Genomic DNA, 14,296 nt, shown 5'->3' on the forward strand with positions numbered 1-14,296 from the left:
CTACGATCTAACTCGTCATCTCGCAGCCTAATTGATGAGACCCGTTGCTTTCGCGCCTTCTGTCATCAGAGATGCCCCGGCCTTCTCGTCGCCATCTTTGAACGCGCGGAACGCTGCTACCAACAAGGCGAGAGAAACGGTCGTCATGGACACGATCGGCGCGACATATATGGCCACGAGGAATGCAGCAGGGACATTCGCTACCGACTTGCTGAGCATGTAATAGCCCACGTGGTATAACATAAATGCCATTCCAGCGACGACGGCAACAGACAAGGCTACAGCTCCCCAGCGCAGAAAATAGCGCTGGTCCGCTTCGCGGTTGAGGTTTTCCTTCGCCTTCGCATCGGCGTCCAGCAATCGCAGTTCGAGGTCCACGAAGCGGCGCGACCCCTCACTTTCAGTCGGCAGATCAACCGGGGGGACCTTAGCCATGCTGCGAATTTGCCGACTGTTGGCGCTTAGCGACGTAGTGCGAGAGGATCACTTCATCTGGAATCTCAGCATACCAGCCGCCCCACTTGCGCGCAGTTTCCCAAGGCCCTCCAGCTACATGCGTAAGCTCGGAAAGTTGAAAAGGGCTCATTCGGCCGTAGATCTTGTAAATCTGCTCCAGCAGGTCTTCTGTGCTCGCATCGAGTGGCGCTTGGTAGGCGGGCGAAATATCGCTCGCGCTGACGCCTTGCGGCCGAAACTCATTGTAAACGTCAGGAATGACCGGCCCATACTGCCAAGCTTCAATTCGGTTATCGAACAACGGCTTGCCGCCACGCATTTCCAAATGCCAGCCATGCGCGATGTAGGCGAGCTTCAACAACGACATGATCGACAGCACCCTGCCATCATTGGCAGCGCGCTTGATAAACCAGTTCGCGATTTGGCGGGCGTCGTAACTCAATCTCGGCGGCCTCCTTCGCCGGAACATATAGCGATTTTCAACGCGATGGAAAGACTAGCCAAGCCCTTGGACGCAGCTCCATTTTTCGAGCGCTTGCAGGAACCTTTATCCTCCAATCAATTCCCTCTCGATAGCCGCGGCCACGGCGCTGTCTTGCTCCGCCTGGTCGAAAAGATGGCCGTAGGTGTCGAACGTCACCTGAATAGAGCTGTGGCCCATCCAGCGCTGGACCTTCTTCGGATTGACCCGTTGTTCAATCCAGAGCGATGCAGCGGCGTGGCGGAAATCATGGAGCGTGTAGCGCTGAGCCATCACCGGCTGCTGTTCCTTGGTCAGCTTGGGCTTGCCTTCGTTATCGACCACCGGCGCCGCGAAGCCCGCCGACAGCTGCACTGCACCCATGATGTTCACGTTCATGAATTGATGACTCATCACCTTCTTGGCCAGAGAAGGGAACACCAGGTCCGCGTCTGACGCGGGGCAGGCGAGCTTCCAGACCGTGAGGGCGGCGATAGCGGAGGCGGGCAGGGGGATCGTTCGATAGCCTGCCTCTGACTTGGGATGGCCGATTACGTTCTTCAGATCGGCGCGCTGATCGACCGTCACCGCTGCGGCCCTCAGATCGACGCAGCGCCAAGCCAGGCCGCGCAGTTCCGACGCGCGCAGCTTCTTCTGCGCCTGCCGGTTGCGAAACGTGTCGATTTCGGTCGCCAGCGCCCGCACCTCGCGCCGCGTCAAATCGAAGCGGAAGGACTGGTCGGCACGGCGGCCAGCGTCTTGCCAAGCCGTCCCCGCCCGGTCGGCAGCGCTCCGCAAATTTCCTTCGAACTGCCGCAGTTCGCGGTCGGCGCCATCGCTCGCCTTAATGGTCAGGAGCAGCGGGAAAGAATTGATGTTGCCCATGTGGAGCCTCAGAATGTGGTGGAGGAGCCGCTCAGCTCCTGGTTGAGCAGGGCTGGCAGTCGGCGCGCCCATTTCTCGGCGATCTGGCGGGGGTCAGCGCGGCGAGATCGGCGCGTGGCTCGAACCAGCACGAAGGCGATGATCGAAACGTGCGCGCGGCCCTTGCTGGCAGTACCCCGTTTCGGCAGCTTGCGGGGGTTGAGGCGTTTGCCGCCAGTTCGGATGGTGACGTCATTGACCACCAAATATGCCACCGCGGGCCGACCGCTCTTAACGAACTGGAGCGGGCCGATTTTCTGTTCCAGGCCGCCAGCGCGGTAGAGGGCTGGTGTGATCTTGCGGCGACCCACCTTCTTGGGGATGGAAGTCGTAGGAAATGCGAGCCATTGCCCGCGCACCGGCGCAATGTTGGTGACGTCTTGGTCAAGATAGCTCTGGAGAGCGCCCGCGGTTCGGGGTGACTTCACCCCCCGAATAGAGACGAAGCCGCCCACGTCCAGCCGGGATAAGTCGGCGGCATTGATTCTCCCCTTCTGCAGGTCGGAAGTGGATGCGATCGTGCGCGACAGGCCACCGAGCCGCTGAGCGCGCATCGTAGTGCGGATATCATCACGCGTCAGACGGGCTGCTTTATCAGTTGCGCGCGCCGCAGAGAGGGTGACACGCTTCGATAGCGTCCGGCGAAACGGTCCCAGCGCATCACCGCCGGGCTGCTCAATCTTCCAGCTCATCGGCTTGGCCAGCCGGGGGGTGGACAGGGACAAAATCGGAAAGCGCACGTTGTGGACCCTCATGAAACGGGTGGCCACAACAGGGACCTTATGAATCAAGTCGGGTCTGTGCGCAAGTTTGAAGCGAAGCTGCTGCCGGGCCGCTGACTTACGCAAAAGGAAAAACGAGGCTCAGGCGCTTTTTTCGGGGCACCCCACCGCTTTGGTTTCCCCATCCCTTGGGTAGGACCCGCGAATTGTCAGGGGCGGTCTGTTCGTCCGTACCCCGTTGTGGCAGCGTGTCCGACGGACGGAATCGAGAGGGGCTTCGCTATGTCTGAGCCGTTGGGCAGTCACTTCACCTCGCTCAATGCGCCGCTAAGGAACAGTCGGTGGTCATGGGGCGCGGAACGGGAGGACGGTGTCATCATCCTCCGAGTTTGGCAGGATCAGCGCCGCGCAGTGGATGGCAGATACTTTGTGCGCCTGACGCACCATGAAGCCTATGCCGATGATCCCGACAATCTCGGCTATCGCGAGCGGGTCGGGCATGTCGAACGGATCAGGGGCGGCGCAACAGCCTATGCTGTGATGTGCACCCCACGGGACAAGGAAGCGCGACCGCGCAAGGTTGGCTCATTCGACCGGCGGGAATTGATCGTGATTGGTGAGCTTATGGATATCGACGGCAACGTATGGGGTGAGATCGCTCACCGCTTGCCGGTGTCCAAGGTCAAATGAGCCAGCACGGGCGGCATCGATTTGGGCTGGTTTCAAATCGGGCACCTCACATTAGGCAACGAGCAGACGTCTCATGCGTCTAGGTGACCTGTCATTCGCCGACTGGATTGAACACGTCTTCAGCCATGAAGTGCGCCTACACGGCAATGCTTGGCACTTCGATACTGACGCGCCGTGGTGGGATCCGGCGCCGGCGGTGGCCGTCGACTATCTGACCCGCCTGTTCTCTGACCCGGTGCCCGCGCTCGCATGGTTCAGCGACGCGCAGATTGCTCAGGGCCTCACCTATCTCATGAACACGTCGGCCTCAGGGGACAGCGGCTGGCTCTACAGCCAGGACGTCCCCGTTGGCGCGCGTCGGCGGTGTATCGAAGCTATCGCCGTCCGGTTCGAACAGATCTTCGTGCCGCGCGCGCCGCAGATCCTCAGCCATATCGATGAACCCGGCAATGCGCTCAGCATTCCTTGCTACATGTGGTTCGATGTCATGCCGTCTGTGGCGCTGGCCGATGACCCAGAGAGGGAAGGGCTGCACGCTGCCATGCTGGAGACGATGGAGCGCATATTGCGGTCGGATAATGCGGCCTGCCAGGAAGCGGCGCTGCACGGGCTGGGCCACTGGGCTTCTGCCTGTCCGTCTGCGGTCGCCGCCATCATCGATCGATATTTGGAAGCGGACGGAGGCAGGCGGGCCGCGATTAACGCTTATGCGCGCGCGGCCCGATGTGGTTGCGTTCAGTAGGTGGTGGTCCGCTCAGCAGCGATGCTTGCTGTCGATCTCCTTGCCGATCAGAGCGCCCGCGCCACCACCAACGATGGTGCCGGGCAGACGGTCGCCCCGCGTATCAACTGCGCGGCCGAGTAAGACACCCGCAGCAGCGCCGACCAGCAGGCCAGTGGTGCCGCTAGTCTTGCAATCGCGGCGCACATACCGAGGCCGGTCATCGCGATAGTAGCGGCGGTCATCGTAGCCGCGGCGTGCATAATAGCGGTCGCCATCATAATGGCGGTGTTTGTGCCAGCCACGATGCCTGCCATTATCATGCGCCAGCGCAACGGACGGCACAGCGCCGCACAGCGTAGCCACCAAACTCAGCGCCAACGTGATATCCTTGATCCCCATGACAATCTCCCTGTGTCGTCATGGGGCTATGACTGGCTGAGCTTGGCCGTTTCCTGAATGGGCGGTTTAGCTGGCGTTCAGGTGACAAGTGGCGGGCCATCCTGGCGACGCAGCCTACTATGATGAGAGGATCAGGGTCGGCAGCGTGTTCGTGACAGTCGAAACGAGGGACTCCTGTTTGGACGCGAGCAGCGCCCGCTATATCCTGTACCGCGACGGCGGTCATAACCCATCGCATGCAACGACGGTGGCTTAGGTTTGAACATTGCACATTGGCTCGCTCTCGCCTCGACGTGAGCGGGCCAATCTTCTGCATGCGTCCGCAGCGCCGGGGCCAGTCCCATCGCGCGAAGGGGCTGTCGCCCAGCACTGATGATTGAACTGACGTTTCGAGCTGATTGCGTTACCATTATGTCCGCCCTCAAACCCCGCTTAACGCCGATGGCGTAAGGGCTTTGAGAGGGTGCGAGGGCAACTCTGTTTGCCCAACTTACGCAAAAATATTTGGGCACTCGTTTTTCAAAACTGCTATTTTCGCCCTGTCGAGCCAGTTGCCAGGCCAGGCCGCTCATGCGGTATCGGATCGGGAATTCTGGGCCTGCGCACAGTGGGTGATCAGGCAGCTCGGCGGGAAAGTACCACTGCATGCAACCGCCCGCATAGGAGAGTTGGCCAAGGGGATCCCTCCGGCGTCGAGACATGGAAGGCTATCGCCGCGCGCGTTTGCGCCGCGAAGACGAGGGGGTGACAAGCAGAGGTTCATCCAAGTCCATCGACACTTGGTTCGCGGAGGCCTTGCCTCCTAGTATGGACATCGGCGGCAGAGGCGGCTCCCGGCGTAGCTGGTCAGGCGTCGGGGTCTTAGCTCGAGGCCGCCGTGCGATCGCCTTCGCCTCTTGCGCCGACTGGATGAAGCCGAGTTCAGTTTTAAGGCCAAGATCTGGCCGTTCGATCAGATCCCGCACCGTCATGATCTGCAGCTTGTGGCGCTTCCGTCCAGCTATTTCGACCAACGGGCTTCGCTGGGCTTCCAGCCGCATTTCCCTGGTGGGTTCGTTGAGACATATGAACACACCCAGTTGAGCGCCTTCGCGTTCCACTACATGCCCCAAATCGCGCAGCATGGCGGGGCCGACATTGCGCCCGGCTTTGACGGAAATAATTGCCCGATCATAGCTGCGCGACCCAGTCTTATAGATGATTTCGCCGTCGATCCCGCGATCGGCACCCTTGCCTCGAGGCTGTCCGTTGACGCGTCCAACCGCCCATTGCTGGAAAGTATAGGGATCAAGCTTCGCGAGTGCGCGGGCCTCTGCCTCTTCGGACGGAATGCCGTCTATTTCATATTGGGCGGACGGCAGCTTCGAAGCCAGCCGCTCCTTAATCACCAATATTGCCGCATAGGAAACGTCTATCCCGATCCATTGGCGCCCTAAGCGTTCAGCCGCGTGGATCGTTGTTCCGCAGCCGCAGAAGGGATCGAGGACAACAGCGTTCTCTCTTGTGGTTAGACCGATGATTCGTTCCAGCAGAGCAAGGGGTTTCTGTGTCGGATAACCAATCCGTTCATCGGCCTGAGAGTTCAGCGGACGAATATCCGTCCAAACGTCTCCGAGAGGCATTCCCCGTTGCTCATCAAGATAACGCTTCAGGCGTGGCACGCGGCCTGGCGCTGTCTGGACGACCTGCCCAGCGTTGTAGGCATCTTGCATTCGCTCCTTGGTCCATCGCCAAACGCGGGTCACACCCAGGAATTCATATGTGAGATTGGGCCGATCCGGGTTGGGATTGATCAGGTTGTCCAGTTGGTAACGGCGTCCATCCGGATCAACGTTCGCATACTTTGCTTGGGTCTTCGCTGGCAGGTCATTGTGATCGTATGGCAGAAATGCTTGAGCCTCATTCCAGAATCCGGCCGGGCTGCCGAACATGAGCAATATGTCGTGGTTCGACGGAAGGCGACGCTTGCTGTGAGAACGGCCAACGTTGCGGAGCCAGACAATTTCGTTTTTGAACCACTGCCCTCCAAAAATGCCGTCCAGAATGATCTTGAGGTAGTGGGAAGCTGTGGGGTCACAATGAAGCACGATCGTGCCGGTGGCCTTCAGTACCCGGCGCATCTCCAGTAGCCGGATGGACATCATGACCAGATACGCCATGAGATCACTCTCCCCCAGCGAGGCCTGAAGGGCGTGGAGTACACGGAACAGGTTGGCGTCGAGCTGTCCTATCTCGTCAAGCGCTAACGGAGCTGCGTCTTCCTCCCAGCTCCAGGTATCTTTGAAGGCTCTAAGTTGCCCGCTCGGCCCGTCTTTGACAGGCGTCTTATAGAGAAGGTTGTAACTGGCGTTCGAGTTGAATGGCGGATCAAGATAAATCAGATCGACGCTGTTATCCAATATATCGCGACGGAGGATATCAAGATTGTCACCAAAGTAGAGCCGGTTCACTGAAGAGCCCCCACCTTCAATTGTCAAAGCGGCTTCCTGATACTTCAATTTCGAATGGAATGGGTTAACGCACCTCTTCGTCTGAAGCGATCATGGGAGAGAAGGGCGGCGGCGCTCAGTGGCGCCCCAAAAGGGGATGGTGCTTTGGCTTCGCCCATATGCTCCCTCTGCGATGTGCCGTGCAGGCGGCCAGATCGCCATCTTTGGTGACGGGAAAAGCGCTTTTCTCGGAGTTAAATGTAAAGCCCCGCTTGACATTTCATCTGTAAAGCGACACTTTCCATTTATGGAGATCGAGAGCATCAACCACAAGGCGCTTCGGCGGTTTGTCGAGACAGGCAAGCCCAAGGGACTGCCCGGCGATCTGGTCGACCGGCTGTTCAAGATGGTCAACTTCATCATCGATGCCGACACGCTGGATGAACTCTCGACGCCTCCGAACTACGGCCTTCATCCCCTGACCGGCGACCGGGCAGGAACGTGAGCGATGACCGTGACCCGTAACTGGCGCCTGACCTTTTCGATGGATGAGCAGGGCGCCGTCATAGATCTGGACTTGGAGGATTATCACTGATGGCTATCAAGATTCATCCCTCGTTCGCGATCCATGCCGGCGAGTGGCTCAAGACCGAGATTGTCGAGGCGCATGGCGTTTCGATCAATGATCTGGCCGAGGCGTTCGGGGTCAGCCGGCAGTCGATCAGCTCGCTTCTGAATGGTCGCGCGGCCCTTTCCGCAGATATGGCAATCCGCTTCGAGCATGCCTTTGGCGTGAAGGCTGAGACGCTGATGCGGATGCAGGCCCGCTACGAGTTGGGCAAGGCGCGTGAGCATGAAGCTGATCTGGCGGTGCGGAGCCTTATCGCGGCATGAAACAGCGGCGCCCGCAGGCGCTCGATTGCACGATGATCGAGCCCCATCTCAGAGGCGAGGTTCGGACCTCTCTAAAGCTATCTCGTTGGATATAGCTTTAGCGGTCGATAACCAGCTTCGACAAGCAGGCGTTAATCCGGCCCACCCCAAAAAAAGGCTCACCGGGGGGACACCGGGAGAGAAAATAATGGGGATTGCACTGAAGCATGGCGACGAGCGCAGGGAACTGCGCTCGCAGTTGAACATCGACGCCGCCTTGTTCTTCGAAAGCGTAGGGGTGCCGGTTACGATCAAAAACATCTCCAGCCACGGCGCGCTTCTGGCTTGCAGGCATCTTCCCGCCATCGGCTCACGGGTGAGCGTCATCACCGATCGGCATGAACTGTGGGCGACCGTCATCTGGGTCGGCGAAGATCGCTGCGGCGTGCTGTTCAGCCAGGTGATCGACCCGAGCGCGCTGGGCGTCGTCGATCGTCTGCCCGAAGTCACAAGCGCCACAATCCACAAATTCATAGCGAGGTGACGTCCATCGGCGACGTACTGCGCCATGAGGAGAAGGGGTGTTCCGGCAGTAAGGGCGCGTTGCCCCGAAAAGCGTGTCATGAGATAATGGACCCTCCCGTGATGGAGAGCGTCATGTCAACGAAGCCGCTTCAGCCTGATCCTCGCGAGATGACCAATGAGGAATTGTACCGCGCCTGGGAGGCCGTGAACGATCACGACAATCTATCGCCCGATGATCAGGCGATCATCGACGAGATGGACCGTCGGCACATCGAATATTAGAGCCGCGCAGGCTCTGTGGGCATCGTGCCCGGCCCGCACCCCTCACAACGCCGCCGCACATACGCTTTTCGGCGTCCGATGAGCGGGAGTGGAAGCGCGTTGTCAGCCGGTTCCGCGGAGAAGGCTGACGCCCGCAGCAGGCGCCGATCTGTCCAAAGCCATAACCCGTAATAGCCTGTCCGTTCAACTCAGCCGCCACCGCCCTTCGGTGTAGAAGGGACGAACTATCTCCTGGAGGCAGGGAGGGAGCATGCTTGACGAAGGCGATCCACTGAGGCGGTGGGAGGCGCGCCGGGTGCTGGTCGGATGCGGCGACCAGCAAGGCCGCTTGCTGGATCTCACCTATGAATCAGGCGGCGGCGAACTGAGCGGCCGCCGTGTGACGGTTGAGAACATGTCGCATGTCGATGGCGCGCTCTACCTAGAAGCCTTCTGCCACCTCCGCGACGAAGCGCGCACTTTCGCTATTGAGCGGATCTGCCAGATAGTCGACTGCGCGACGGGTGAAGTGTTCCGGGGCGCTGTGGCTTGGCTTGAGAGTTGCGGCCTTTGGGTTCGTGACGGAGAGCCCCAGATGAAGAGCTTGGGCAGTGACGGTCAGGGCACGCACAATTTCGCGTTGAGGCTGAACCTGCCGCTGCCGTTCGCCGGCGATCGCCTGGTGCGGCAAGATCAGAGCGCCGCTCTTCTGGAAGCGTTCGGCATGCCGGCCGACTGTTCGCTGGGCGAACAGCAGGCGGCTGCGATTCTGGCTTGGTGGGATTATGCGGGGGCGATGACCCAACACATAAACTGGGAAGCGGGTAGTGGGACACTATCAGCTGCGGAGATGCGAAGGCTGATTACCATCGTGATTTCAACGATGCGGAAACCGTCCGCTGACATAGCACTCTGGTCGGTGCGCCGGTCGCACCAGCCAGTCAATCCACTATCGCTACCGAAGATGTCGCACTTCGAAGAGATCGGTGAGGGCATAAGATTCGCGCTTAGGGAAATGAAGCGGCAGATGGGTCGCCGAGCCTGTTAGTGGCCCGGTTTCATGTTGCATCCGTGTTGCATGGAGCCGCCGGGAACGCTCGGAAATCTGCGGAAAATGGCAGAAATGCGTGGGAGTCGGTCGCAACATGAAAATGCCAGCTCAGGCATGGCTAAATGCAGTGAAGTGCTTGTTATTTCTGAGAAAAGTTTGGATGCCCGACAAGGATTCGAACCTTGATTGACGGAGTCAGAGTCCGCTCTCTTACCATTAGAGGATCGGGCACCAAGGCGACGGTTAATCGCATCGGAAGCGCGCAAATAGGCCCGCTTGGTGGACAGGTCAAGTGGATTGCGATTGGCTTATGGTCAAAATTGCGCAGCACCTGTCGCAAAAAGCCCGCCGGACCAATTAAGGTGTCCGGCGGGCTTTTTCACCTTCCCTCATCGGGTTGGTGGGCTGGGAGCCGCTTTCCAAGATAGGAAGCGACCCCCTTCATTTCAAAGCGTCAGTCGAGATCCTGGGTGGTGAAATCCTCACCCTGGACGGAGGCCAACGGATCGTCGCCGATCGCTGCTTCAGGACCCTGCGCCAGTTCGGCCGCATGCTCCTGAGCAGCGGTTTTGGGCGCGATCAGGTCGATCTGGCTAGAGGCCCGCAACGCGGCCCGCATCGCCGCGTCACGCGACGAAGCGGCAACGCGCATGCGGTTCATGCCCGCGCCCGTGCCCGCCGGGATCAGGCGGCCGACGATGACGTTTTCCTTCAGACCAACCAGCGTGTCCTTCTTGCCCTGAACCGCCGCTTCCGTGAGGACGCGGGTCGTTTCCTGGAAGGAGGCCGCCGAGATAAAGCTGCGGGTCTGAAGCGACGCCTTGGTGATGCCGAGCAGCACCGGCTTGCCAGCGGCAGGCAGGAAGCCTGGTGCCAGCTTGCTGTTGATCTCGTCCATTTCCTCGCGATCGATCTGCTCGCCCACCAGCAGGGTGGTGTCGCCGGATTCGATGATCTCGACCTTTTGCAGCATCTGGCGAACGATCGTTTCGATGTGCTTGTCGTTGATCTTCACGCCCTGCAAGCGATAGACTTCCTGGATTTCCGCGACCAGATATTCGGCCAGCGGCTCGATACCCAGCACTTCCAGAATGTCGTGCGGATCAGGCGACCCGCCGATCAGGTTATCGCCGCGCTTCACGAAGTCACCTTCCTGAACGTCGATCACCTTGCTCTTGGGGATCAGATACTCGACCGAATCGGTGCCATCTTCAGGGACGATGGCGATCTTGCGCTTCGCCTTATAGTCCTTGAGGAACTGGACGCGGCCCGACACCTTGGCAATGATCGCATTGTCCTTGGGCTTACGGGCTTCGAACAGTTCCGCAACGCGCGGCAGACCACCGGTGATGTCGCGGGTCTTGGCCGCTTCGCGGCTGACACGCGCAAGCACGTCACCGGCCTGAACCTGCGCACCATCATCGACCGACAGGGTCGCACCGACGGCCAGCATGTAGCGGGCCGCTTCACCCGATCCGTCGTCCAGCAATGTCAGGCGTGGACGCAGATCCTCCTTGGTGCGAGCCGCGCCCCGATGTTCGGTTACGACGCGCTGGGCGATGCCGGTAGCTTCGTCAGTCTGTTCGGTCAGTGTCTTGCCGTCGATCAGGTCGACATATTTCACGATACCCGGCCGTTCGGTGATCACCGGCATGGTGAACGGATCCCATTCGGCAAAGCGTTCGCCCTTCTTCACGGTATCGCCATCCGCAAACAGGATGGTGGCGCCGTAAGGCAGACGGTGCGTTTCGCGTTCGCGGCCTTCGGAGTCGATGATCGCGATCTCGCCGTTACGGGCGAGCGACAGGCGGCGGTTATTTTTATCGGTGATGGTCGGCATGTCGCGCAGCTCGATCGTGCCGTCCGACATGGCTTCCAGGTTCGACGTTTCGTTGAAGTTCGCTGCGCCGCCGATGTGGAAGGTACGCATGGTGAGCTGCGTACCCGGCTCACCGATGGACTGCGCAGCGATGACGCCGACCGCTTCACCGATATTGACCGGCGTGCCACGGGCGAGGTCACGACCGTAGCATTTGCCGCAGACGCCCATCTTGCTTTCGCAGATCAGCGGGCTGCGGATTTTCACGGCCTGCGTCCCAATGGCTTCGATCTGCGCCACCAGCGGTTCGTCCAGCAGGGTGCCGATCGGAACGATGACGGTGCCATCCTTGCTGTCGACGATGTCCTGCGCCGTGGTGCGGCCCAGGATGCGTTCGCCCAGCGAGGCGATGACCGAACCGCCCTGGACGATGGCCTTCATCTCCAGCGCCTTTTCGGTGCCGCAATCTTCCTCGACGATCGTGCAGTCCTGCGACACGTCGACCAGACGACGGGTCAGGTAACCCGAATTCGCGGTCTTGAGCGCGGTGTCGGCCAAGCCCTTACGGGCGCCGTGGGTCGAGTTGAAATATTCAAGGACGGTCAAACCTTCCTTGAAGTTCGAGATGATCGGCGTTTCGATGATCTCGCCCGAAGGTTTGGCCATCAGGCCGCGCATACCGGCAAGCTGCTTCATCTGGGCCTGCGAACCACGGGCACCGGAGTGCGCCATCATGTAGATCGAGTTGATCTGGGCCATGCGGCCGGTTTGCGGATCCTTGGGCTGGGCGCGGATTTCGTCCATCATGGCGTTCGCGACCTGGTCGCCGCAACGGCTCCAGGCGTCGATCACCTTGTTGTACTTTTCCTGCTGGGTGATCAGGCCGTCCTGATATTGCTGCTCATAGTCGGCAACCAGCGCCTTGGTTTCGGCAACGGTGCCTTCCTTCGAATCCGGGATCACCATGTCGTCCTTGCCGAACGAGATGCCGGCCTGGAATGCGTGGCGGAAGCCCAGCGCCATGATGGCGTCGGCGAACAGCACCGTGTCCTTCTGGCCGGTGTGACGATAAACTTCGTCGATCACATCGCCCACATCCTTCTTGGTGAGCAGGCGGTTGACGACGTCGAAGGGCACCTTGTGGTTCTGCGGCAAGCATTCGCCCAGCAGCATGCGGCCCGGCGTAGTCTCAAAACGCTTCATATATTGCTGACCGGCTTCGTCGGTCTGCGGAACGCGCGAGATGATCTTCGAGTGCAGCGTTACGGCCTTGGCAAAGAGGGCCTGATGGACCTCCTGCATGTCAGCCAGCAGCATGCCTTCGCCAGGCTCGCCTTCACGTTCCATGGACAGATAATAGATGCCCAGAACCATGTCCTGCGACGGAACGATGATCGGCTTGCCGTTCGCGGGGCTGAGGATGTTATTGGTCGACATCATCAGCACGCGCGCTTCCAGCTGCGCCTCAAGGCTCAGCGGAACGTGGACGGCCATCTGGTCACCGTCGAAGTCGGCATTGAAGGCCGAGCAGACGAGCGGGTGAAGCTGGATCGCCTTGCCTTCGATCAGCACGGGTTCGAACGCCTGGATGCCGAGGCGGTGGAGCGTCGGCGCGCGGTTCAGCATGACTGGATGCTCGCGGATCACTTCGTCCAGGATATCCCAGACTTCCTTGCGCTCCTTCTCGACCCACTTTTTCGCCTGCTTCAGGGTCATGGACAGACCCTTGGCGTCGAGGCGGGCGTAGATGAAGGGCTTGAACAGTTCGAGCGCCATCTTCTTGGGCAGGCCGCACTGGTGCAGCTTGAGTTCCGGGCCGGTCACGATGACCGAACGGCCCGAATAATCGACGCGCTTGCCGAGCAGGTTCTGACGGAAGCGGCCCTGCTTGCCCTTGAGCATGTCGGACAGCGACTTCAGAGGGCGCTTGTTCGCGCCAGTGATGACGCGGCCACGACGACCATTGTCGAACAGGGCGTCGACGGCTTCCTGCAACATGCGCTTTTCGTTACGGACGATAATGTCCGGCGCGCGCAGTTCCATGAGGCGCTTCAGGCGGTTGTTACGGTTGATGACGCGACGATAGAGGTCGTTCAAGTCCGAGGTTGCGAAACGGCCGCCGTCCAGCGGGACCAGCGGGCGCAGTTCTGGCGGGATGACCGGCACCACGTCCAGGATCATCCATTCGGGGCGGTTGCCCGATTCCAGGAAGCTCTCGACGACCTTCAGCCGCTTGATGATCTTCTTGGGCTTCAGTTCCGACTTTGTGACAGCCAGCTCGTCCAGCAGCGCCTGCTTCTCGCCCTCAAGGTCGAGGTCCATCAGCATCTGCTTGACCGCTTCCGCGCCGATCCCGGCGGAAAAGGCGTCCTCGCCATATTCGTCCTGCGCATCGAGCAGTTCGTCTTCGTTCAGAAGCTGGAACTTTTCGAGCGGGGTCAGGCCTGGCTCGGTGACGATGTAGCTTTCGAAATACAGCACGCGCTCAAGCTGCTTGAGCTGCATGTCGAGCAGCAGGCCGATGCGCGAGGGCAGCGACTTCAGAAACCAGATGTGCGCGACAGGAGCGGCCAGTTCGATATGGCCCATGCGCTCGCGGCGGACCTTCGACACAGTGACTTCGACACCGCACTTCTCGCAGACGATGCCCTTGTATTTCATGCGCTTATACTTGCCGCACAGGCATTCATAGTCCTTGATCGGACCAAAGATGCGGGCGCAGAACAGGCCGTCGCGCTCGGGCTTGAACGTCCGATAGTTGATGGTTTCCGGCTTCTTGATCTCACCGAAGGACCATGAGCGGATGCGCTCCGGCGACGCGAGGCCGATCTGGATCTGGTCGAAGGTTTCAGCCTTCTGGACGGGGTTCGCGAAGTTGGTCAGTTCATTCATCTTTTTCATTCCCTCATGAGGGCAAATTTCTGGTGCGGAGGGGAGGGCGCCACCGTCAGGTCGCGCCCCGC

14 protein-coding genes and 1 tRNA gene are annotated in these 14,296 nt (G+C 60.0%); 7 read left to right on the top strand and 8 right to left on the bottom strand.

Annotated elements, in window-relative coordinates:
• Positions 1-27: 27 nt before the first annotated feature.
• From ACI3KQ_RS12075 to ACI3KQ_RS12090, 4 genes are all read right to left on the bottom strand, one after another.
• The gene (locus tag ACI3KQ_RS12075) at positions 28-435 is read right to left on the bottom strand and encodes a hypothetical protein (RefSeq protein ID WP_404957916.1); all 408 of its coding nucleotides are present in this window, start codon (positions 433-435) and stop codon (positions 28-30) included.
• On the bottom strand, positions 428-898 hold the full coding sequence (locus ACI3KQ_RS12080; RefSeq protein ID WP_404957918.1) for a Panacea domain-containing protein: 471 nt from the start codon (positions 896-898) through the stop codon (positions 428-430). Before ACI3KQ_RS12080 ends, ACI3KQ_RS12075 begins: the two co-directional genes overlap by 8 nt.
• 105 nt (positions 899-1,003) lie before the next feature.
• Positions 1,004-1,873, bottom strand: a complete 870-nt coding sequence (locus tag ACI3KQ_RS12085) for a site-specific integrase (RefSeq protein ID WP_404957920.1) — start codon at positions 1,871-1,873, stop codon at positions 1,004-1,006.
• The gene (locus tag ACI3KQ_RS12090) at positions 1,810-2,631 is read right to left on the bottom strand and encodes a hypothetical protein (protein ID WP_404957921.1); all 822 of its coding nucleotides are present in this window, start codon (positions 2,629-2,631) and stop codon (positions 1,810-1,812) included. Before ACI3KQ_RS12090 ends, ACI3KQ_RS12085 begins: the two co-directional genes overlap by 64 nt.
• A 213-nt stretch (positions 2,632-2,844) precedes the next feature.
• Between ACI3KQ_RS12090 and ACI3KQ_RS12095 the strand changes: the two genes are divergently transcribed.
• Positions 2,845-3,252, top strand: coding sequence for a hypothetical protein (locus ACI3KQ_RS12095; RefSeq protein WP_404957923.1), 408 nt, complete (start codon positions 2,845-2,847; stop codon positions 3,250-3,252).
• Positions 3,253-3,325: 73 nt separating this feature from the next.
• Positions 3,326-3,994 (top strand): hypothetical protein, encoded by a 669-nt coding sequence (locus ACI3KQ_RS12100; protein ID WP_404957925.1) that lies wholly within the window; start codon positions 3,326-3,328, stop codon positions 3,992-3,994.
• A 12-nt stretch (positions 3,995-4,006) separates the two neighbouring features.
• Here ACI3KQ_RS12100 and ACI3KQ_RS12105 read toward each other — a convergent pair whose 3' ends face one another.
• Entirely contained in the window at positions 4,007-4,375 is a 369-nt protein-coding gene (locus tag ACI3KQ_RS12105) for a glycine zipper domain-containing protein (RefSeq protein ID WP_404957927.1), read from the bottom strand.
• Positions 4,376-5,082: 707 nt separating this feature from the next.
• A complete protein-coding gene (locus tag ACI3KQ_RS12110; protein ID WP_404957929.1) occupies positions 5,083-6,825 on the bottom strand; it encodes a site-specific DNA-methyltransferase in 1,743 nt (580 codons plus the stop codon).
• Between the two features lie 286 nt (positions 6,826-7,111).
• Here ACI3KQ_RS12110 and ACI3KQ_RS12115 point away from each other — a divergent pair, with 286 nt between their 5' ends.
• From ACI3KQ_RS12115 to ACI3KQ_RS12135, 5 genes are all read left to right on the top strand, one after another.
• Positions 7,112-7,309 carry a type II toxin-antitoxin system RelE/ParE family toxin gene (locus ACI3KQ_RS12115; RefSeq protein ID WP_404957931.1) on the top strand — a complete coding sequence of 66 codons (198 nt, stop codon included), beginning with the start codon at positions 7,112-7,114 and terminating at the stop codon, positions 7,307-7,309.
• A gap of 89 nt (positions 7,310-7,398) precedes the next feature.
• A complete protein-coding gene (locus ACI3KQ_RS12120; protein ID WP_404957933.1) occupies positions 7,399-7,698 on the top strand; it encodes a HigA family addiction module antitoxin in 300 nt (99 codons plus the stop codon).
• Between the two features lie 187 nt (positions 7,699-7,885).
• The gene (locus ACI3KQ_RS12125) at positions 7,886-8,221 is read left to right on the top strand and encodes a PilZ domain-containing protein (protein ID WP_404957935.1); all 336 of its coding nucleotides are present in this window, start codon (positions 7,886-7,888) and stop codon (positions 8,219-8,221) included.
• 113 nt (positions 8,222-8,334) lie between these two features.
• A complete protein-coding gene (locus tag ACI3KQ_RS12130; protein ID WP_404957937.1) occupies positions 8,335-8,484 on the top strand; it encodes a hypothetical protein in 150 nt (49 codons plus the stop codon).
• Between the two features lie 250 nt (positions 8,485-8,734).
• Positions 8,735-9,511 carry a WYL domain-containing protein gene (locus ACI3KQ_RS12135; protein WP_404957939.1) on the top strand — a complete coding sequence of 259 codons (777 nt, stop codon included), beginning with the start codon at positions 8,735-8,737 and terminating at the stop codon, positions 9,509-9,511.
• Between the two features lie 160 nt (positions 9,512-9,671).
• On the opposite strand, the gene ACI3KQ_RS12140 is transcribed toward ACI3KQ_RS12135, so the two are convergent.
• Both ACI3KQ_RS12140 and rpoC read right to left on the bottom strand, forming a co-directional pair.
• Positions 9,672-9,745: transfer RNA gene (locus ACI3KQ_RS12140), tRNA-Gln, on the bottom strand.
• A 223-nt stretch (positions 9,746-9,968) separates the two neighbouring features.
• A complete protein-coding gene (gene rpoC, locus ACI3KQ_RS12145) occupies positions 9,969-14,225 on the bottom strand; it encodes a DNA-directed RNA polymerase subunit beta' (protein ID WP_404957941.1) in 4,257 nt (1,418 codons plus the stop codon).
• Positions 14,226-14,296 lie beyond the last annotated feature (71 nt).

It is taken from the genome of Sphingobium sp. ZW T5_29, from assembly GCF_044987515.1.
Taxonomy (GTDB): Bacteria; Pseudomonadota; Alphaproteobacteria; order Sphingomonadales; family Sphingomonadaceae; genus Sphingobium.